This window comes from Staphylococcus sp. GW821-FHT11H10 (assembly GCF_058807855.1).
Map to the genome: position 1 here is coordinate 1 of NZ_JBXARC010000030.1, position 21,863 is coordinate 21,863.

At 34.3% G+C, this 21,863-nt stretch carries 23 protein-coding genes; 21 read left to right on the forward strand and 2 right to left on the reverse strand.

All coding sequences use genetic code 11. The annotated features are described in order from the left end of the window. The first annotated feature begins 384 nt into the window (after positions 1-384). A complete protein-coding gene (locus AC1RRU_RS11500) occupies positions 385-741 on the forward strand; it encodes a DoxX family protein (protein WP_016931339.1) in 357 nt (118 codons plus the stop codon). 81 nt (positions 742-822) lie between these two features. Here the strand turns inward: AC1RRU_RS11500 and pdxR are convergent, their stop codons facing one another. After that, positions 823-2,184: a MocR-like pyridoxine biosynthesis transcription factor PdxR gene (gene pdxR / locus AC1RRU_RS11505; RefSeq protein WP_011276743.1), complete on the reverse strand. Its 1,362-nt coding sequence runs from the start codon at positions 2,182-2,184 to the stop codon at positions 823-825. A 101-nt stretch (positions 2,185-2,285) separates the two neighbouring features. On the opposite strand from pdxR, the gene pdxS reads away from it, so the two are divergent. Together pdxS and pdxT are read left to right on the forward strand one after the other, a co-directional pair. Further along, entirely contained in the window at positions 2,286-3,173 is an 888-nt protein-coding gene (gene pdxS, locus AC1RRU_RS11510; protein ID WP_011276742.1) for a pyridoxal 5'-phosphate synthase lyase subunit PdxS, read from the forward strand. A gap of 3 nt (positions 3,174-3,176) precedes the next feature. After that, positions 3,177-3,731, forward strand: coding sequence for a pyridoxal 5'-phosphate synthase glutaminase subunit PdxT (pdxT, locus tag AC1RRU_RS11515; RefSeq protein WP_011276741.1), 555 nt, complete (start codon positions 3,177-3,179; stop codon positions 3,729-3,731). Between the two features lie 104 nt (positions 3,732-3,835). Here the strand turns inward: pdxT and AC1RRU_RS11520 are convergent, their stop codons facing one another. After that, positions 3,836-5,050 carry a NupC/NupG family nucleoside CNT transporter gene (locus AC1RRU_RS11520; protein WP_011276740.1) on the reverse strand — a complete coding sequence of 405 codons (1,215 nt, stop codon included), beginning with the start codon at positions 5,048-5,050 and terminating at the stop codon, positions 3,836-3,838. Positions 5,051-5,204: 154 nt separating this feature from the next. On the opposite strand from AC1RRU_RS11520, the gene AC1RRU_RS11525 reads away from it, so the two are divergent. The 18 genes from AC1RRU_RS11525 (at position 5,205) to rplA (ending at position 21,718) form a co-directional block, all read left to right on the forward strand. Next, positions 5,205-5,666 (forward strand): CtsR family transcriptional regulator, encoded by a 462-nt coding sequence (locus AC1RRU_RS11525; protein WP_011276739.1) that lies wholly within the window; start codon positions 5,205-5,207, stop codon positions 5,664-5,666. A gap of 22 nt (positions 5,667-5,688) precedes the next feature. Beyond that, positions 5,689-6,252, forward strand: a complete 564-nt coding sequence (locus AC1RRU_RS11530; RefSeq protein ID WP_011276738.1) for a UvrB/UvrC motif-containing protein — start codon at positions 5,689-5,691, stop codon at positions 6,250-6,252. Then, complete coding sequence (locus AC1RRU_RS11535) at positions 6,245-7,252, forward strand: protein arginine kinase (protein WP_011276737.1); 1,008 nt, start codon at positions 6,245-6,247, stop codon at positions 7,250-7,252. The genes AC1RRU_RS11530 and AC1RRU_RS11535 overlap by 8 nt, the downstream gene beginning before the upstream one ends. A gap of 15 nt (positions 7,253-7,267) precedes the next feature. Continuing rightward, on the forward strand, positions 7,268-9,742 hold the full coding sequence (locus AC1RRU_RS11540; protein ID WP_016931338.1) for an ATP-dependent Clp protease ATP-binding subunit: 2,475 nt from the start codon (positions 7,268-7,270) through the stop codon (positions 9,740-9,742). A gap of 223 nt (positions 9,743-9,965) precedes the next feature. Continuing rightward, positions 9,966-11,330: a DNA repair protein RadA gene (gene radA, locus AC1RRU_RS11545; RefSeq protein ID WP_011276735.1), complete on the forward strand. Its 1,365-nt coding sequence runs from the start codon at positions 9,966-9,968 to the stop codon at positions 11,328-11,330. Between the two features lie 25 nt (positions 11,331-11,355). Beyond that, complete coding sequence (locus AC1RRU_RS11550; protein WP_011276734.1) at positions 11,356-12,423, forward strand: PIN/TRAM domain-containing protein; 1,068 nt, start codon at positions 11,356-11,358, stop codon at positions 12,421-12,423. A gap of 444 nt (positions 12,424-12,867) precedes the next feature. After that, a complete protein-coding gene (gene gltX / locus AC1RRU_RS11555) occupies positions 12,868-14,322 on the forward strand; it encodes a glutamate--tRNA ligase (protein WP_033079758.1) in 1,455 nt (484 codons plus the stop codon). 454 nt (positions 14,323-14,776) lie between these two features. Beyond that, complete coding sequence (cysE, locus tag AC1RRU_RS11560; RefSeq protein ID WP_172458793.1) at positions 14,777-15,406, forward strand: serine O-acetyltransferase; 630 nt, start codon at positions 14,777-14,779, stop codon at positions 15,404-15,406. Further along, complete coding sequence (gene cysS / locus AC1RRU_RS11565) at positions 15,390-16,790, forward strand: cysteine--tRNA ligase (RefSeq protein ID WP_011276731.1); 1,401 nt, start codon at positions 15,390-15,392, stop codon at positions 16,788-16,790. Before cysE ends, cysS begins: the two co-directional genes overlap by 17 nt. A gap of 1 nt (position 16,791) precedes the next feature. Next, entirely contained in the window at positions 16,792-17,178 is a 387-nt protein-coding gene (locus tag AC1RRU_RS11570) for a Mini-ribonuclease 3 (RefSeq protein ID WP_029376688.1), read from the forward strand. A gap of 8 nt (positions 17,179-17,186) precedes the next feature. Continuing rightward, on the forward strand, positions 17,187-17,936 hold the full coding sequence (gene rlmB, locus AC1RRU_RS11575) for a 23S rRNA (guanosine(2251)-2'-O)-methyltransferase RlmB (protein ID WP_011276729.1): 750 nt from the start codon (positions 17,187-17,189) through the stop codon (positions 17,934-17,936). After that, positions 17,933-18,460, forward strand: coding sequence for an NYN domain-containing protein (locus tag AC1RRU_RS11580; RefSeq protein WP_011276728.1), 528 nt, complete (start codon positions 17,933-17,935; stop codon positions 18,458-18,460). The genes rlmB and AC1RRU_RS11580 overlap by 4 nt, the downstream gene beginning before the upstream one ends. A gap of 70 nt (positions 18,461-18,530) precedes the next feature. Continuing rightward, on the forward strand, positions 18,531-19,121 hold the full coding sequence (locus AC1RRU_RS11585) for a sigma-70 family RNA polymerase sigma factor (RefSeq protein WP_011276727.1): 591 nt from the start codon (positions 18,531-18,533) through the stop codon (positions 19,119-19,121). 95 nt (positions 19,122-19,216) lie between these two features. Then, entirely contained in the window at positions 19,217-19,360 is a 144-nt protein-coding gene (rpmG, locus tag AC1RRU_RS11590) for a 50S ribosomal protein L33 (RefSeq protein WP_016931334.1), read from the forward strand. A 61-nt stretch (positions 19,361-19,421) separates the two neighbouring features. After that, positions 19,422-19,622: a preprotein translocase subunit SecE gene (gene secE / locus AC1RRU_RS11595; protein ID WP_011276726.1), complete on the forward strand. Its 201-nt coding sequence runs from the start codon at positions 19,422-19,424 to the stop codon at positions 19,620-19,622. A gap of 17 nt (positions 19,623-19,639) precedes the next feature. Then, the gene (gene nusG, locus AC1RRU_RS11600; protein WP_016931333.1) at positions 19,640-20,188 is read left to right on the forward strand and encodes a transcription termination/antitermination protein NusG; all 549 of its coding nucleotides are present in this window, start codon (positions 19,640-19,642) and stop codon (positions 20,186-20,188) included. 187 nt (positions 20,189-20,375) lie between these two features. Further along, positions 20,376-20,798 carry a 50S ribosomal protein L11 gene (rplK, locus tag AC1RRU_RS11605; RefSeq protein ID WP_001832298.1) on the forward strand — a complete coding sequence of 141 codons (423 nt, stop codon included), beginning with the start codon at positions 20,376-20,378 and terminating at the stop codon, positions 20,796-20,798. A 224-nt stretch (positions 20,799-21,022) separates the two neighbouring features. Beyond that, the gene (gene rplA, locus AC1RRU_RS11610; RefSeq protein WP_011276724.1) at positions 21,023-21,718 is read left to right on the forward strand and encodes a 50S ribosomal protein L1; all 696 of its coding nucleotides are present in this window, start codon (positions 21,023-21,025) and stop codon (positions 21,716-21,718) included. Positions 21,719-21,863: the final 145 nt, after the last annotated feature.

Here is a 21,863-nt window from a genome sequence, read left to right on the forward strand (position 1 = left end):
AGCGTTTGAAGCCGATGAATTGAGAAAATTGAGAAGCGAGTTTAGTTGAGCTAAAAGAGCAAGCAATTTTAGAAAATAAAGAAGGATGCGAGCGCTTGTCTCGAAGTAAAGTAAGCTCCTTAGCGCCGGTGGTAGCAGATTTACGTTCCGCTAGAGTAGGACGTTGCCAGGCAAATTATTGAGACCGGAAGGTCTCTTTTTTTATGCCTAAAATTAAAACCGAAGGTTTAATAAGATATCAACAAATCAAAGTGTGATAGCTTTACGAAGAGTAAGCTTTTGAAGTCGATGAACTAAGAATATGGTTGAAATAGCATTTAACATCATGTAGTATATTTACTATATTAAATATAATAAATATATCATAAAGGAGAACGACGGACAATGAGAATTGGTTTATTATTAATAAGACTTATGTTAGGTATTACATTTACAATACATGGTGCTCAAAAAGTTTTTGGTGGCTTTAAAGAGCCAATGGCAATGATATCTGATTTAGGTTTCCCTGCCTTCTTCGGTGTTATTTTAGGATTATTTGAATTCATCGGAGGCATTTTAATGATTATTGGTTTATTTGCTAATTATATAGCTGCCGGCTTTATCATAATTATGCTTGGAGCTTTATTTACTGTTCATCTGTCACAAGGTTATATGACATCTGAACTTGTGATTATACTATTGGTGATGAGTGTAGCTGTATTGATTTCTTATAATTGGAAGAAAGCACTTGAACTTTATTAAGAAACTATTAATGTCTAATTATTACTTAATATAAACGATGGCACGTCGATAAGTTTTTAACTTATGGACGTGCTTTTTTCACTATACAGTTAATGATTTTATTAAAACGTCAGTATGCTCTTTAAGTTTATGATTCGGAATACCACCAAATCCAATAATAAATTTTGGAAGTAGTTCGTTTTCTTCCGCATAATTGTAAACGTTTAATTTTAATTTCAATTTCTCAGCACTGTGGAGGCATTGAGACATTGTAAGTCCATTGTCAACAGTTATTGTAAAATGCATTCCTGTTAAAGCACCTTCGATTTTTAATTGATCTTCATGTGGCTTCAAACGTTCTAATATATAATTTAGTTTCTCTCTATAAATCTTTCTCATTTTATTTAAATGACGCTCAAAACTTCCAGATGACATGAAGTTAGCAATAATTTGTTGGATATGAACAGGTACTGTGTTGCTTTCTTTATAAGGCATTGACAAATAAGATTGTAATAATTTTTGAGGTAAAACAATATAAGCAATACGGCAACTCGGGTAAAGTGACTTTGAAAATGTACTAATATAAATCACTTTGTCATTTTTATCTAAACTTTGTAAAGCTGGAATAGGTTTACCGTAATATCTAAATTCTGAATCATAATCGTCCTCAATTATATATCGGCTATTTTGTTGATGTGCCCATTTAATTAACTGTGTTCGTTTCTTTAAATTCATGACATATCCTGTAGGAAACTGATGTGACGGTGTTATATAAACAATATCGTTATTAGAATTTATGATGTCAATCATATTAATTCCATCTTTTTCAACTGTTGCCTGTATATAATTATGCTTGTTTTTATCTAAAACATGTTTTATGGGCGGATAACTTGGTTTTTCTATTATAAAAGATGATGTTTTAAGTAAATCTGTAATCATGTTTAGCAACTGCTCTGTAGAAGATCCAATGACGATTTGATTGGGATGACACGAAACCCCTCTACTATTAAATAGATAATGGGCAATTTGTTGTCGTAAATTTAATTCCCCTTGGATATCTCCTTTTTCTAAAAGTGCTAATTCATTATCTTCAAAGGCTTCTTTTGCATACTTTCGGAAAAGGTTGAGAGGGAAGTATTCTGCATCAATTTCAGCTAAATTAAAAGCATACTTGTATTGTTTACTCTCAGGTGTCTTAGGTTCGATTTCTATAAATTGATTATTAATATTGATGACAGGTAATGACTGAATATCGGAAACATAATAGCCAGAACGTGGTTTAGAGTATATAAAACCTTCATCAAGTAGTAGTTGATAGGCGTGCTCAATCGTCGTATGACTAAGAGATAAATGTTCACTTAACTGGCGTTTCGATGGAAATTTGTCTTGTGCTTGGTATTGACCTTCAATAATTTGGTTCTTCAATTGTTCATAAAGTGATATATATAGTTTTTGCTTTTTCATTTTAATAACTGACCCCTAATTTTATAAATAAATTGTACCTTTTTAAATATCAGTTTATAACTTAAAATGAATTTAATCAAATTGGAAAAGGGGTTAATTTTATGTCTAAAATCGTAGGATCAGATCGAGTTAAACGAGGAATGGCTGAGATGCAAAAAGGCGGCGTTATTATGGACGTTGTTAATGCAGAACAAGCTAAAATTGCAGAAGAAGCTGGCGCAGTTGCGGTTATGGCTTTAGAACGTGTACCATCTGACATCAGAGCAGCTGGTGGGGTAGCACGTAGCGCTAATCCTAAAATTGTTGAAGAAGTTATGAATGCTGTATCAATTCCAGTTATGGCGAAAGCACGTATTGGTCATATTACTGAAGCACGTGTGTTAGAAGCTATGGGCGTAGATTATATTGATGAATCAGAAGTGTTAACACCTGCTGATGAAGAATATCATTTAAGAAAAGATCAATTCACGGTTCCTTTTGTATGTGGTTGTCGTAACTTAGGTGAAGCTGCGCGTCGTATTGGTGAAGGTGCTGCAATGTTACGTACTAAAGGTGAACCTGGTACTGGTAACATTGTAGAAGCAGTTAGACATATGAGAAAAGTTAATTCAGAAGTTAGTCGCTTAGTTGTGATGAATGACGATGAAATTATGACTTATGCTAAAGAACTTGGTGCGCCTTATGAAGTTTTAAAACAAATCAAAGATCACGGACGTTTACCAGTAGTTAACTTTGCAGCTGGTGGCGTTGCTACACCTCAAGATGCTGCTTTAATGATGGAATTAGGTGCTGATGGTGTATTTGTTGGTTCAGGTATTTTCAAATCTGAAGATCCTGAGAAATTTGCTAAAGCAATTGTTCAAGCTACAACGCATTACCAAGATTATGAGCTTATTGGCAAATTAGCTTCAGAATTAGGCACAGCAATGAAAGGTTTAGATATTAATCAAATCTCATTAGAAGAACGTATGCAAGAGCGTGGTTGGTAATATATGAAAATTGGTGTATTAGCATTGCAAGGTGCCGTACGTGAACACATCCGTCATATTGAACTTAGTGGTCACGAAGGTATTGCAGTTAAAAAGGTTGAACAATTAGATGAGATAGATGGGTTAATTCTTCCAGGTGGCGAATCTACTACATTGCGAAGATTAATGGATTTATATGGATTTAAAGAAAAGTTACAACAATCTGATTTACCAATTTTTGGCACATGTGCAGGTCTTATCGTACTAGCGAAAGATGTCGAAGGTGAAACTGGCTATTTGAAGAAATTAGACATAACTGTTGAACGTAATTCATTTGGAAGACAAGTAGACAGTTTTGAAGCAGAGTTAGATATTAAAGGTATTGCTGAAGACATTGAAGGTGTATTTATTAGAGCACCTCATATCGCTAATGTTGAAGAGGGCGTAGAAATATTAAGCACAGTTGGCGATAAGATTGTAGCAGTAAAGCAAGGCAAGTATTTGGGCGTATCATTCCATCCGGAATTAACAGATGACTACAGAGTAACGCAATACTTTATTGATCATATGGTTAAATAAATGAATAATGGCAAGTTTGGGGACGTTTTAAAAGTCTTCAATTTGCAAAAAATAACCTAGAACTTCTTTATAAATTGGAAGTTCTAGGTTATTTAATTTCGATATTAGATAAAGAAACCAGCAATTGCAGCTGAAATGAATGATACTAATGTTGCACCAAATAATAACTTAAGTCCAAAGCGCGCTACGACATCACCTTTTTCAGAGTTAAGTGATTTAATGGCACCTGAGATAATACCGATTGAACTGAAGTTTGCGAATGATACTAAGAATACAGACGTTACACCTTTCGCATGTTCAGATATATCTTTTAAGTTACCTAATGATTGCATTGCAACGAATTCATTAGATAATAATTTAGTTGCCATAACGGAACCTGATTTAACAGCGTCTTCCCAAGGTACACCAGCTAAGAATGCTAATGGTGCAAAGACAAATCCGATTAATGTTTGGAAGTCCCATTTAATTGCGCCGCCTGATAATAAGCTAAATGCACCACTTACTAAACCGTTTAATAATGCGATGATTGCAATATAACCAATTAACATTGCGCCTACGATTACTGCAACTTTGAAACCATCTAAAATGTATTCTCCTAACATTTCGAAGAATGACTGTTTTTTAGTTTCGCTTTCGTCTACTAATAGTTTATCGTCTTCTTCATTAACTTTATAAGGGTTAATGATTGAAGCAATAATGAAACCACCAAATAAGTTTAATACAACAGCTGTAACAACATATTTAGGTTCAATCAATGTGAAGTATGCACCAATAATTGACGCTGATACTGTAGACATTGCTGAAGCTGTTAATGTGTACAAACGTTGTTTAGGTATGTAAGGTAACTGTTGTTTCAATGAAATGAATACTTCAGATTGACCTAAGATTGCAGCAGCAACTGCATTGTATGATTCTAAACGTCCCATACCATTAATTTTAGAAATTAAGAATCCTAAAACATTAATAATCCATGGTAAGATTCGAGTATATTGTAAGATACCAATTAATGCTGAAATAAATACAATTGGTAGTAACACACTGAAGAAGAATGGTGGGTTTTTAGGATCTACAAACTTAAATCCGCCAAACACGAAGTTAACCCCTTCTGCAGCTTTTTGTAATAAGTAGTTAAATCCTTCCGAAATGCCCCCAATAACTGTAATACCTGCTGTCGTTTTCAATAAAATAAACGCGAACACAAGTTGGATAACTAATAAAATACCAACATACTGCCAGCGGATATTTTTTCTGTCAGAGCTAAACAAAAATGCAAGTGCCAAAAAGAAAATTATCCCTATAATCCCAATAAGAATATGCATAATTCTACTCCTTTAAATTTACTTAACTAATATAATACAATAAATTCTTACATGTAACATCAATAATTTTAGAAAATTAAAAAACAAATTGGTTGAAAAAGGTCAAAGATGCTCATATAATATAGTCAAAGAAGGTCAAAAGAGGTGGTAAATCATGCACAACATGTCTGACATCATAGAACAATACATTAAAAAGTTATTCGAAGAAAGTAATGAAGACGTGGTAGAAATTCAACGAGCAAATATTGCTCAACGGTTCGACTGTGTACCTTCTCAATTAAATTATGTCATTAAAACTAGATTCACAAACGAACATGGTTATGAAATAGAAAGTAAACGAGGTGGTGGAGGTTATATCCGAATCACCAAAATTGAAAATAAAGATGCAACGGGGTATATTAATCATCTGTTGCAAATCATTGGGCCATCCATTTCCCAGCAACAAGCTTACTATATTTTAGATGGTTTGCTAGATAAAGGTCTCATTAGTGAAAGAGAAGCAAGAATGATTCAAGTTATAGTTGATCGTGAGACTTTGAAAATGGATGTTGTTGCTCGAGATATTATTAGAGCGAATATTTTAAAACGTTTGTTACCAATCATTAATTTTTATTAATAGAAAAGCGAGGTGTCTATGTGTGCTTTGCGAAAACTGTCATTTAAATGAAGCAGAGGTTAAACTTACAGTAAAAAGTAAAGAAGGCACTTCTGAGAAATGGGTATGTTCTATATGTGCTCAAGGTGAAAACCCTTGGCAACAAAATGAAACGCCATCCCCACATTCTCAGTTTCAAGACGATATTGAAGAAGCATTTGTCGTCAAACAAATATTGCAACATTTGGCAACGAAACATGGTATTAATTTCCATGAAGTAGCTTTTCAAGAAGAGAAGCGATGTCCAACGTGTAAGATGACATTAAAAGATATTGCGCATGTAGGGAAATTCGGGTGTGCAAATTGTTATGCCACTTTCAAAGATGACATCGTAGATATAGTAAGACGCGTACAAGGTGGACAATTTGAACACGTAGGTAAAACGCCTCGTTCTTCTCATAAGAAACTTGCCATCAAGAAACAAATTGAGGAAAAAACAAAATATCTCAATGTACTAATAGATGAACAAAACTTTGAAGAGGCTGCTATCGTTAGAGACGAAATAAAAGCATTGAAAGACGAGAGCGGGGTGGAGCGCAATGAGTGATATGAATGCTCATATCAGTGAATGGATGAAGGAAACTGAAGAATCTCCAATTGTTATGTCATCAAGAATTCGATTGGCTAGAAACTTAGAAAATCACGTTCACCCACTCATGTTTCCATCAGAACAAGATGGCTTCAGAGTTATAAATGAAGTACAAGATGTATTGCCTGATTTAGATTTAATGCGTTTGGATACAATGGATCAACAAAACAAAATGAAACTTGTTGCAAAACATTTAATTAGTCCTGAACTGATTAAACAACCCGCATCAGCAGTGTTATTGAATAAAGATGAATCAATAAGCATTATGATTAATGAAGAAGATCATATACGCATACAAGCAATGGGCACCGATTTATCTTTACAAGACTTATATAACATAGCTAGTGAGATTGATGATACGTTAGATCAATCACTAGACATTAGTTATGATGAACATTTAGGATATTTAACTACGTGTCCAACAAATATTGGTACAGGTATGCGAGCAAGTGTGATGTTACACTTGCCAGGATTATCCATTATGAAACGTATGAATCGTATTGCACAGACAATTAATCGTTTCGGTTTTACAATTCGAGGTATATATGGAGAAGGCTCGCAAGTCTATGGCCATATTTATCAAATCTCAAATCAATTAACACTTGGTAAGACTGAAGATGAAATCATAGATAATTTAACTGAAGTTGTTCAACAAATCATAAATGAAGAAATGCAAATTCGTGAACGTTTGACTCAATACAATGAATTAGAAACGCTAGACCGTATTTATCGGTCATTGGGTATTTTACAAAATAGTCGGATCATTTCAATGGAAGAAGCTTCTTATCGTTTAAGTGAAGTGAAATTAGGTATCGATTTAGGGTATTTAACATTGAGTGATTTTAAATTTAATGAATTAATGGTAAGTATTCAATCAGCGTTTATCTATAACGATGAAGATGAAACAATCTCTGTAAATGAAAAGAGAGCAAATATATTAAGAGAATATACTCAATAGGAGGTACAAAAATATATGCTATTTGGTAGATTAACTGAACGTGCACAACGTGTCCTAGCACACGCACAAGAAGAAGCAATACGTTTAAATCATTCTAATATAGGTACAGAACATTTGTTATTAGGTTTAATGAAAGAACCAGAAGGTATTGCTGCTAAAGTATTAGAAAGTTTTAATATAACCGAAGATAAAGTGATTGAAGAAGTCGAAAAATTAATCGGTCACGGACAAGATCAAACAGGAACATTGCATTATACACCAAGAGCCAAGAAAGTAATTGAACTTTCAATGGATGAAGCAAGAAAGTTACACCATAACTTTGTAGGTACAGAACACATATTACTAGGTTTAATTCGTGAAAATGAAGGCGTAGCTGCTCGCGTATTTGCTAATCTTGATTTAAATATTACGAAAGCGCGTGCCCAAGTCGTCAAAGCGCTAGGTAGTCCTGAAATGAGCAATAAAAATGCTACAGCAAATAAATCAAATAATACCCCTACATTAGATGGATTAGCACGTGATTTAACTGTCATTGCCAAAGATGGAACGTTAGATCCAGTTGTTGGTAGAGATAAAGAAATTACTCGTGTAATTGAAGTGTTAAGTCGTCGTACTAAAAACAATCCTGTACTAATTGGTGAACCCGGTGTAGGTAAAACTGCAATTGCAGAAGGTCTTGCTCAAGCTATTGTTAATAATGAAGTACCTGAGACACTTAAAGGTAAACGCGTGATGTCACTTGATATGGGAACAGTTGTAGCTGGTACTAAATATCGTGGTGAATTTGAAGAACGTTTGAAAAAGGTAATGGAAGAAATTCATCAAGCTGGTAACGTAATCTTATTCATTGATGAATTACACACATTAGTTGGTGCTGGTGGAGCTGAAGGCGCAATCGATGCGTCAAATATATTAAAACCAGCATTAGCACGTGGTGAATTACAATGTATCGGTGCGACAACATTAGATGAATATCGTAAAAACATCGAGAAAGATGCAGCGTTAGAACGTCGTTTCCAACCTATTCAAGTTGATGAACCAACAGTTGAAGACACAATTGCAATTTTAAAAGGATTACGTGATCGTTATGAAGCGCATCACCGCATCAATATTTCAGATGAAGCACTTGAAGCGGCTGCTAAATTAAGTGATCGTTATGTATCAGATCGTTTCTTACCCGATAAAGCAATTGATTTAATTGATGAAGCAAGTTCAAAAGTAAGACTGAAAAGTCATACAACACCTAACAACTTGAAAGAAATTGAGCAAGAAATTGAAAAAGTAAAAAATGAAAAAGACGCAGCAGTTCATGCTCAAGAATTCGAGAATGCTGCTAATTTACGTGATAAACAAACTAAACTTGAAAAACAATATGAAGATGCCAAAAATGAGTGGAAAACAACTCAAGGTGATCAATCCACTTCTCTATCTAAAGAAGATATTGGTGAAGTCATTGCAGGTTGGACAGGTATACCACTTACAAAAATTAATGAAACTGAATCGGATCGATTATTAAATCTTGAACAAACGTTACATGATAGAGTTATTGGCCAAAATGATGCTGTAACTTCTATTAGTAAAGCGGTACGCCGTGCTCGTGCAGGATTGAAAGATCCTAAACGTCCAATCGGTAGTTTTATCTTCTTAGGTCCTACAGGTGTAGGTAAAACAGAATTAGCTAGAGCATTAGCAGAATCAATGTTTGGTGAAGAAGATGCAATGATTCGCGTTGATATGAGTGAGTTTATGGAAAAACATGCTGTGAGTCGTTTAGTTGGAGCGCCTCCAGGCTATGTAGGTCATGATGAAGGTGGCCAATTAACTGAGAAAGTAAGACGTAAACCATACTCAGTTATCTTATTTGATGAAATCGAAAAGGCGCATCCAGATGTATTTAATATTCTATTGCAAGTTCTAGACGATGGTCATTTAACTGATACAAAAGGACGTCAAGTTGATTTCCGAAATACAGTGATTATCATGACTTCAAATGTCGGTGCACAAGAATTACAAGATCAACGCTTTGCTGGTTTCGGTGGCGGTTCTGAAGGTCATGACTATGAAACAATTCGCAAGACTATGATGAAAGAATTGAAAAATTCATTCCGCCCAGAGTTCTTAAACCGTGTTGACGACATCATCGTATTCCATAAACTTTCTAAAGATGAATTGAAAGAAATCGTTACAATGATGGTTAATAAACTAACACAACGACTATCTGAGCAAGATATTAATATTGTTGTAACTGATAAAGCAAAAGAAAAAATTGCTGAAGAAGGCTATGATCCAGAATACGGTGCCCGTCCATTAATCAGAGCTATTCAAAAAACAGTTGAAGATAACTTGAGTGAATTAATCTTAGACGGTAACCAAATTGAAGGTAAAGAAGTTGTCATCGACCATGATGGTGATGAATTTAAATATAATATCAATGAAAAAAATAATGGTATTTCAGATGAAGGCAATGAAGTAACTGAAACTGAAGCATAATACAATAAAATTAATGTTAAATATAAGCTGAGACATATCATACTCGAATGTCTCAGCTTTAATTTTTAATGATTTCAATGAATTAATTTTAATCATTATAAGTATTAATCATCTCAAAAATAAATAGAACCAAATTTATACTAAATTGCTTAAGTTTACATTTGTCATTGTGCAACGTTACATATAAAATAGATTTGTTCAAAGAAAAATCGGGGGTGCAATTTTGGCCAAAAAGAAAGTGATTTTTGAGTGTATGGCTTGCGGTTATCAATCTCCAAAATGGATGGGAAAGTGTCCTAATTGTGGGTCATGGAATCAAATGGAGGAAATTGTTGAAAAAGCTTCAAATCCTAAGCACGGCGTAAAGACATCAACGTCTAGCGCGAAAGTCCAGAAATTAAATGATATCAAGAATGAAGTGACACCGAGAGTTCAGACAGAATCAAAAGAGTTCAACCGCGTTTTAGGTGGTGGCATTGTAAGTGGTTCTTTAGTGTTAATAGGTGGAGATCCTGGTATCGGTAAATCAACGCTATTACTGCAAATTTGTGCATCATTGTCACAAAAATTAAATGTACTGTATATTACAGGTGAAGAATCATTAAATCAAACTAAACTACGTGCCGATCGACTAGATGAGGATTCGAGTAATTTAAATGTGCTAGCAGAAACGGACTTAGAAGTAATACATCAAACAGTTCAACAAGCGCAACCTGATATTTTAGTTGTGGATTCCATTCAAACAATATATCATCCAGAAATTAGTTCAGCACCTGGTTCTGTGTCTCAAGTAAGAGAAAGTACACAGAGTTTAATGAATATTGCTAAACAAATGAATATTGCAACATTTATCGTCGGACATGTTACGAAAGAAGGTCAAATTGCAGGACCACGTCTATTAGAGCATATGGTTGATACAGTATTGTACTTTGAGGGAGATGAGCATCATGCTTATCGTATCTTGAGAGCGGTTAAGAACCGTTTTGGTTCTACTAATGAAATGGGCATTTTTGAGATGAAACAAAGCGGATTAAAAGGCGTTCATAATCCTTCAGAAATGTTCTTAGAGGAACGTTCTACCAATGTGCCGGGATCAACGATTGTAGCAACTATGGAAGGTACACGACCTCTATTAATAGAAGTTCAGGCCTTAGTGACGCCTACAACATTTAATAACCCTAGACGTATGGCAACAGGTATAGATCATAATCGTTTGAGTTTATTAATGGCTGTATTAGAGAAAAAAGAAAACTATTTATTACAACAACAAGATGCATACATAAAAGTAGCTGGTGGCGTACGATTGACAGAGCCGGCAGTTGATTTAAGTGTTATAGTAGCAACAGCTTCAAGTTTTAAAGATAAAGCAGTAGATGGGCTTGATTGTTATATTGGGGAAGTAGGTTTGACCGGTGAAGTGAGACGTGTTTCTCGAATTGAACAACGTGTTCAAGAAGCAGCTAAATTAGGCTTTGAACGTGTTATTATTCCACAGACAAATATCGGTGGATGGCAATTTCCTGAAGGCATTAAAGTAGTTGGAGTGTCTACAGTACATGACGCTTTAAAATATGCATTCAAATCGTAAATATAGTGAAAAAGAGGTGAGACTTATGAACGTATTAAAAGGAATTGTAATCATAATATATATTATTCTAGGTGCTGCACTTGGTATTTTACTAATACCTGAAATACTTAAGGATTTTAATATTAATGGTTACCCATTTTTACATAACTATTATATAGATGGCTTAATTGGAATAGTAGTATTTTTCTTGATTTTTGGCTTCTTTATTAATAAAGTTACGAAGACTTTTAAAGCCATTGAACATTGGATTATGCAGCGCAGTGCTGTTGAAATTTTATTTGCAACACTTGGACTTATCATTGGATTATTTATATCAGTTATGGCTTCATTTATTCTAGAAATGATTGGAAATACGATATTAAATCATCTAGTACCGCTTATTATTACATTATTGCTATGTTATTTAGGTTTCCAATTTGGTTTAAAAAAGCGTGACGAAATGTTAATGTTCTTGCCGGAAAATATGGCACGCTCTATGTCTAAAAGTAATATTAGTGCTGTACCTAAACTTTTAGATACAAGTGCAATTATCGATGGACGTATTTTAGATGTCATTCGATGTGGTTTTATAGATGGTGAAATCCTTATTCCGCAAGGCGTTATTAATGAACTTCAAGTTGTAGCTGATGCGAATGATAGCGTGAAACGTGAAAAAGGACAACGTGGCTTGGATATATTAAATGAATTATACGACTTAGAGTATCCTACACGCGTGATACATCCACAAAAGTCTCACAGTGATATAGATGAATTATTGGTGAAGTTAGCACAGACTTATCATGCGCATGTGATTACTACCGATTTTAATTTAAATAAAGTATGTCACGTGCAAGGAATTAAAGCTTTAAACGTGAATGACTTATCTGAAGCAATTAAACCAAATGTTCATCAAGGTGACCGCATTAATATTCTATTGACTAAAATGGGTAAAGAGCCTGGTCAAGGTGTAGGCTATTTAGATGATGGCACAATGGTAGTCGTTGACAATGCGAAATCACTTGTAGGTAAACATGTAGATTTAGAAGTCATCAGTTTATTACAAACATCATCAGGGCGTATTATTTTCGCTAAAAAAATAGACGATTCAGAGTAATGATAAATATGTTCTTTAAACTTAGAGATTAAGAAGATACGTTCAATTATAAAAAATTAAATTATTGTAAGTGATTAGGTTTCATGTGAAACGCTAAATGTGGAGGGGACTCTTTTCAAGAAGCGAAGCATGGAACATATTTACATAAAGTAGATGTATGAATTAATGATTATCTATAGCGTAAACAAGTGACTTATCAAAGTATTGATTTAGTGCTACAATAATGAAGAAATGCGAACTTTTATCTAAGGGTAATGTAAAGTGGAAAGTTATTCGGGAACATGTCTAAAATGATAGTTTAGAATAGCTTTTTTTCTAATGGTTTGAAGATGTTTCTTACTGGCGTAGAACGACTCGGTTAGAGTGTAAAGTTTGTAGCCTGTATTAGATAAAGCGTATAAATTCGAAGTTAAAACATAACTAATATTTATAGGAGTGAATACGATGAGTGAACGTATTAGAGTGAGATATGCGCCAAGTCCAACTGGATATTTACACATTGGTAATGCAAGAACTGCATTATTTAATTATTTATTTGCTAAGCATTATGATGGTGATTTCGTAGTGCGTATTGAAGATACGGATAGTAAACGTAACCTTGAAGATGGTGAGTCATCTCAATTTGATAACTTAAAATGGTTAGGATTAGATTGGGACGAATCAATCGATAAAGACAAAGGTTATGGACCTTATCGTCAATCAGAACGTGGTGATATCTATAATCCACTTATTCAACAATTATTGGACGAAGATAAAGCGTACAAATGTTACATGACTGAAGAAGAGCTTGAAAAAGAACGTGAAGATCAAATCGCACGTGGTGAAATGCCTCGTTACGGTGGTCAACATGCACATTTAACTGAAGAAGAACGTCAACAGTTTGAAGCTGAAGGTCGTCGCCCATCAATTAGATTCCGTGTGCCTCAAGATCAAACGTATACGTTCAATGATATGGTTAAAGGTGAAATTTCATTCGATTCAAACAATATAGGTGATTGGGTTATCGTTAAAAAAGATGGCATCCCTACCTATAACTTTGCTGTAGCTATCGATGATCATTACATGGAAATTTCCGATGTTATTCGTGGTGACGATCACGTTTCTAACACACCAAAACAACTTATGATTTATGAAGCATTTGGTTGGGAAGCGCCACGCTTTGGTCATATGTCGCTAATTGTTAATGAAGAACGTAAAAAATTAAGTAAACGTGATGGCCAAATTTTACAATTTATTGAGCAATATCGTGATTTAGGTTACTTGCCAGAAGCGTTATTTAACTTTATTACATTATTAGGTTGGTCTCCAGAAGGAGAGGAAGAAATCTTTTCTAAAGAAGAATTTATTAAAATCTTTGATGAAAAACGTCTTTCTAAATCACCAGCGATGTTCGATAGACAAAAATTAGCATGGGTTAATAACCAATATATGAAAACAAAGGATACTGACACTGTATTTGAACTTGCATTGCCTCATCTTATTAAAGCTAATTTAATACCAGAATCTCCAAGTGAAGATGATAAAGAATGGGGTCGCAAATTAGTGGCACTATATCAAAAAGAAATGAGCTATGCTGGCGAAATTATACCTTTATCTGAAATGTTCTTCCATGAAATGCCTGAATTAGGAGAAGAAGAACAAGAAGTCATTAATGGAGAACAAGTTCCTGAATTGATGACACATTTATATGGTAAATTAGAAGCTTTAGAACCATTTGAAGCGGCTGACATTAAGAAAACAATTAAAGAAGTACAAAAGGAAACAGGTATTAAAGGTAAACAATTATTCATGCCTATTCGTGTTGCTGTAACTGGTCAAATGCACGGCCCTGAATTACCTAATACAATTGAAGTATTAGGTAAAGATAAAGTACTTTCACGATTGAAAAAATTCGTGTAAAGGACATCAGGCAAGTTGCACGAATGAGATGCTAATTTAACATATCTAACACTTGAAATTTTACATTAAAGCAAATATGATAAAGTTAAAGATGGCGAAGCCATTTTGGTATGAGTATTTAAAGGCGAAGGATTAGTAAATATTGGACTATGATATCAGAGAGTGTACGGATGCTGTGAGTACGCCATAGACGATGTTGAATGCACCTTTGTATAATCAACTAAATATAGTAAATGAGTATGATAAAGTGAATCTAGTAACCTATAGTTATATAGACATACTAGCTTGCATTTATCTAGAATACAGAGTGGAACCGTGCAGTAGCGCCTCTAGCATCTTAAGTGTTAGGGGCGCTAATTATTTTATTTAGAATGTATTTAAGTATTTTGCTATTAAATTTGGAAATTTTTAAACTTTTAAAAAAACTGAGGGGGCGACAGTCTTGATAAAAAGAATGAGAGACGATGTGAAAATGGTATTTGAACAAGACCCAGCAGCTCGTACAACATTTGAGGTTATTACAACATATGCTGGATTACATGCAGTTTGGAGTCACCTTATTGCACATAAATTATATAATAAGAAACGCTATGTATTGGCGAGAATTATATCTCAAGTATCACGTTTCTTTACAGGTATTGAAATACATCCGGGCGCGAAAATTGGCAAGCGCTTATTTATAGACCATGGTATGGGTGTAGTAATTGGTGAGACTTGTACAATTGGTGATAATGTGACTATTTATCAAGGTGTAACACTGGGTGGTACGGGCAAAGAAAAAGGAAAACGTCACCCTGATATTGGCGATAATGTATTAATCGCAGCTGGGTCAAAAGTGTTAGGTAATATTCAAATTGATTCGAATGTGAATATTGGTGCGAATTCAGTGGTATTACAATCAGTTCCAAGTTACACGACTGTAGTCGGTATTCCGGGGCATATTGTTAAACAAGAGGGTAAACGTATCGGTAAAACATTTGATCACCGTAATTTACCTGACCCTTTATATGAACAAATTAAGCAACTAGAAAAACAACTTGAAAAAGCGAAGAACGGAGAGATTAAAGATGATTACATTATATAATACATTAACGCGTCAAAAAGAGACATTTGAACCTATCGAACCAGGTAAGGTGAAAATGTATGTCTGTGGTCCGACAGTATACAATTATATTCACATTGGTAATGCACGCCCTGCCATAAATTATGATGTTGTACGTAGATATTTTGAATATAAAGGATACGAAGTGATTTATGTTTCAAACTTCACAGATGTAGACGATAAATTAATAAATCGTTCTAAGGAATTGAATGAGAGTGTACCGGATATTGCAGATAGATACATTAAAGCGTTTTATGAAGATGTTGGTGCATTAAACGTTAAGAAAGCGACTTCGAATCCACGTGTAATGAATCATATGGATGAGATTATTGATTTTATTAAAGAGCTAGTTGATGAAGGTTACGCCTATGAGAGTGACGGCGATGTCTACTTTAGAACACGCAAATTTGAAGGTTACGGTAAATTAAGCCATCAGTCATTAGATGATTTAAAGGTAGGAGCAAGAATAGAAGCTGGGGAACAAAAAGAAGATGCGTTAGACTTTACTTTATGGAAAAAAGCAAAACCAGGTGAAATTAGTTGGGAAAGTCCTTTTGGTGAAGGGCGTCCAGGTTGGCATATTGAATGTTCAGTAATGGCGTTTCATGAACTAGGCAAAACAATTGATATTCATGCTGGTGGTTCTGACTTACAATTCCCTCATCACGAAAACGAAATTGCGCAATCAGAAGCGCATAATCATGCCCCATTTGCTAATTACTGGATGCATAATGGTTTTATAAATATAGATAACGAGAAAATGAGTAAATCGTTAGGTAACTTTATACTAGTTCATGACATCATAAAAGAAGTAGATCCTGACGTACTGCGATTCTTCATGATTAGCGTACATTATAGAAGTCCTATTAACTATAATCTAGAACTTGTTAATGCAGCTAAGAGTGGTTTAGAACGCATTCGTAATAGCTATCAATTAATAGAAGAACGTGAAACAATCGCGACAGACATCGTTGACCAATCTAAATATATCGAACAAATTGATGCTATTATAGAGCAATTTGAGACAGTAATGGATGATGATTTCAATACTGCTAATGCTGTTACGGCTTGGTACGATTTATCTAAACTTGCGAATAAATATGTTTTAGAGAACAATACATCTACTCAAGTCATTTCTCGATTCAAAGAAGTTTATCAGATATTTAGTGATGTACTTGGAGTTCCACTAAAAGGTAATAAATCAGATATGTTACTTGATGAAGATATTGAAAAGCTCATCGAAGAACGTAATGAAGCGCGTAAAAATAAAGACTTTGCACGTGCAGATGAAATAAGAGACATGCTTAAAGAACAAAACATTATATTAGAGGATACGCCACAAGGTGTACGCTTTAAACGTGGATAATATGGATATTAAATTGTTAAACCCGTTAACACTAGCCTACATGGGTGACGCAGTGTTGGACCAGCACGTGCGAGAATATATCGTTCTTAAATTACAAAGTAAGCCTAATCGATTGCATCAAGTTTCGAAAAGTTATGTGTCTGCGAAAAGTCAGGCGCAAACTTTAGAAACATTATTTGAAATGGGTTGGTTCACGGATGAAGAATTAGATATTGTTAAAAGAGGTCGTAATGCTAAAAGTCACACTAAGGCTAAAAATACGGATATTCAAACTTATCGTAAAAGTTCTGGTTTAGAAGCAGTCATTGGATATTTATATTTAGATCATCAAGAAGAAAGATTGGAAAACTTACTTGATATGATTGTTCAAACAGTCAATGAAAGGTAGTGAAAACAGTGGAAGATATCGTTATTGTCGGTAGGCATGCTGTTAAAGAAGCGATTGTTTCTGGCCATACAATTAATAAAATTTGGATACAAGAGGGAATCAGAAAGCAACAAATCAATGATATTTTACAAAATGCTAAAGAGCAAAAATTGATTGTGCAAACAGTTCCAAAATCCAAATTAGATAATTTAGCAAATGCACCTCATCAAGGTGTTGCTGCACTTATTGCACCATATGAATATGCTGATTTCGATCAATTTATTCAATCTCAAAAGGATAAAGAAGGTTTATCAACTGTAGTGATTTTAGATGGCCTTGAAGATCCTCATAACTTAGGCTCTATATTGAGAACGGCAGATGCTAGCGGTGTTGATGGTGTTATTATTCCTAAAAGACGTTCAGTAGCGTTAACGCAAACAGTTGCTAAAGCATCAACAGGTGCGATACAACATGTTCCAGTTATGCGTGTTACGAATTTAGCAAAAACAATTGACGAATTAAAAGAACATGGCTACTGGGTAGCAGGTGCTGAAGCGGATAATGCAACAGACTATAGAGATATGGCGGCGGATATGCCATTAGCTATCGTTATCGGTAGTGAAGGACAAGGCATGAGTAGATTAGTGAAAGATAAATGTGATTTTTACATTAAAATACCTATGGTTGGACATGTTAATAGCCTCAATGCATCGGTAGCTGCTAGTTTAATGATGTATGAAGTATATCGTAAACGTCATCAAGTCGGAGATAACGCATGAAAGATAAATATTTGATAATTGATGGCTACAATATGATTGGACAGTCACCAGAACTCGGTAAAATTGCAAAAGATAATTTGCAAGAAGCACGAGAGCAATTATTAGATGCTATAGCAAACTATAATGCTGTTGTAGCTGATGAAATTGTATGTGTGTTTGATGCATATGAACAATCAGGTATAGAAAGAGAATACATTTATCATGGTGTGAAAACAGTATTTACAAAAGAAAAAGAGACTGCGGATAGCTATATAGAACGTTATGTTTATAATTTATATAACAAGCACACGACACATATTACCGTTGTAACCAGTGATATGAGCGAGCAACATGCAATATTTGGTGCTGGCGCATATCGTGTATCTTCGAGAGAGATGTGGCGTGATTTAAGAGAAAATGAAATCACAGTGAGTAAGTCATTAGATGATTTCACAGAAAGTAAACCGAGAACTCGTATTTCGTTATCGAATGATGTGTTAGCAGAATTTGAAAAGATTAGACGTGGAAATCATAATAAAGATTAAAATCGTCCACTTGTCTTTTGAAAATGACTTCATATAAACTTTGCCTAACTTAATTTGAAAGGTAAGGTTTATGGCGCATCAATTTATACAACTAGAGAAGACCTTTAAAGCATTCCAAAATAGTCGTAGTAGTCACGAACAAGATAGATTATTTATAGATATAGTAAACCACATACAACCTAAACTTTTTATAAAATTTAAAAGTTATGGAATACAAAATGAAGATATTGAAGATTTAGTACAAGAAACTTTAATCAGGATTTATTTAGCACTTCATACATTTGATTTTAGTACAGACGTTCCTTTTGAACACTATTTGAATTGTATCGTACGATCGATGCGAAATGATTTTTGGAGAAGAAAATATATTGAGACTGATAAGCACGATAGCATCATTAATGACTATGTTATTGACTACAAATTGAATCAATCAAGTAAATATATTGAAGATATTTGTATGATAAAAGAGAAACGAGAATTGCTAGCGAGTAGTTTAACAGTATTAAGTCGATTCGAGCGAAACGTAGCTGAATTACTAATGTCTGATTATACGCCTAGTGAAATTGCAAAACAGCTAGGTATTAAAGATAAAGTGGTTTACAATAGTATTCAACGTTGTAAAATGAAAATGAAATACTATTTATTGAAGCGTCTTTATTAGGTTGTATTAACTTATACATAGCGGCGCTTGTTTGACATTTAATGTTAGGTTTATGTATAGTATACTGGTATTAAAATGAGCAAAGGTGAACTGATTTGAAAAAAGTACCTTTAATTTGTGAGGTTTGTGGTACTAGAAATTATAACGTACCGAAAAAAGAAACTTCTGCAACGAGACTAGAAATAAAAAAATATTGTTCGAGATGTAATGCACATACGATTCATAAAGAGTCTAAATAATAGTGAAAGTATTGCTATTAAAGTTAACGGTTAACTAACTGTGAGTATGGAGGTAATTTTGATGGCTAAAGATAAGGGCACAAACAAAGAAAAAGACAGTTTCTTCCAAGGCGTTAAAAGTGAAATGGAAAAAACGAGTTGGCCAACAAAAGAAGAACTTTTTAAATATACTGTAATTGTAGTTTCTACAGTAATCTTCTTTATGGTCTTTTTCTGGGTATTAGATATAGGTATTGGGAATTTGATTGAACTATTTAGATAAGAATAAGGAGTGACAACATGTCTGAAGAGGTTGGCGCAAAGCGTTGGTATGCTGTGCATACGTATTCTGGATATGAGAATAAAGTTAAGAAGAATTTAGAAAAAAGAGTAGAATCAATGAATATGACAGAACAGATTTTTAGAGTTGTCATACCTGAGGAGGAAGAAACACAAGTTAAAGATGGTAAAGCCAAAAAGCAACTTAAAAAAACGTTCCCTGGTTATGTACTTGTAGAACTAGTGATGACTGATGAATCTTGGTATGTAGTACGTAACACACCTGGTGTTACAGGATTCGTTGGTTCAGCTGGAGCTGGTTCTAAACCAAACCCATTATTACCTGAAGAAATGCGATTCATTTTAAAACAAATGGGACTTAAAGAAAAAACAATCGATGTAGAATTAGATGTAGGAGAACAAGTTCGTATTAAATCTGGACCGTTCGCTAATCAAGTTGGAGAAGTTCAAGAAATCGAACCTGATAAATTTAAATTAACTGTATTAGTTGATATGTTCGGCAGAGAAACACCAGTTGAAGTTGAATTTGATCAAATAGAAAAACTATAATCAATTAATTTTGGAAAAACATTGAACAACAAAAAAGATGAAATTTTACTATTGCTTTTTAAGTTGGTTCAGTGTTAAAATAATGTGGTCGCGTTTTTATAGCGCTCATTTCGTCACGAAATGTTTATGAGTGGGAGGGCAAAACTGAGCCCTGTGACCACATCACGATATCAAGGAGGTGCACATCGTGGCTAAAAAAGTAGAAAAAGTAGTTAAATTACAAATTCCTGCAGGTAAAGCGAACCCAGCACCACCAGTTGGTCCAGCATTAGGTCAAGCAGGTGTGAATATCATGGGATTCTGTAAAGAATTCAACGCACGTACACAAGAACAAGCAGGTTTAATCATTCCGGTAGAAATCAGTGTTTATGAAGATCGTTCATTTACATTCATTACTAAAACTCCACCGGCTCCAGTACTACTTAAAAAAGCAGCTGGCGTAGAAAAAGGTTCTGGTGAACCTAACAAAACTAAAGTTGCTACAGTAACTAAAGATCAAGTACGTGAAATTGCTCAAACTAAAATGCAAGACTTAAACGCTGCAGACGAAGAAGCGGCTATGCGTATTATCGAAGGTACTGCTCGTAGTATGGGTATCACTGTACAATAATTAATGAATACAAAGTTAGTTTAATTTTGAAATAAACTGATAGACGATAGCAGGTAACAGAAATGACAACGACAATATTGTCTATGATTAGTCTGGGTGACTAGTAATCTTTCTTAAGATTACTCAAACATTAGACATTCATCTGTTATCTGCTCTTAACTTGTGTTAGGCACAAGTAAGCGTGGGAGGAAATTCCGCTAAAACCACTAAAGGAGGAACAATAAATGGCTAAAAAAGGTAAAAAGTATCAAGAAGCAGCTAATAAAGTTGATCGTACTAAACACTATAGTGTTGAAGAAGCAATCAGCTTAGCTAAAGAAACAAGCATTGCTAACTTTGACGCATCAGTTGAAGTTGCTTTCCGTTTAGGAATTGATACACGTAAAAATGACCAACAAATCCGTGGTGCAGTAGTATTACCAAACGGAACTGGTAAATCACAACGTGTATTAGTATTTGCTAAAGGTGACAAAATCACTGAAGCAGAAGAAGCAGGCGCAGATTACGTAGGTGAATCTGAATACGTACAAAAAATTCAACAAGGTTGGTTCGACTTTGACGTAGTAGTAGCTACACCAGACATGATGGGCGAAGTTGGTAAATTAGGTCGTGTATTAGGACCTAAAGGTTTAATGCCAAATCCTAAAACTGGTACAGTAACTATGGATGTAAAAAAAGCTGTTGAAGAAATCAAAGCTGGTAAAGTTGAATACCGTGCTGAAAAAGCAGGTATTGTACATGCTTCAATCGGTAAAGTTTCATTCAGCGATGAAAAATTAGTTGAAAACTTCAAAACTTTACAAGACGTATTAGCTAAAGCTAAACCATCATCTGCTAAAGGTACTTACTTCAAATCTGTTGCTGTAACTACAACAATGGGTCCTGGAGTTAAAATTGATACTTCATCATTCAAATTATAATTAAGTGTAAACTTATTTAATTATAGAACCTGTGACTTTTCGAATGTCACAGGTTATTGTTATTTATATGGCTCTACGTCAAATCGGACTGATGAGTCCAAATATTGAGATTAAGCAACTTTAAGTTGTTTAATCTCTTTTTTTG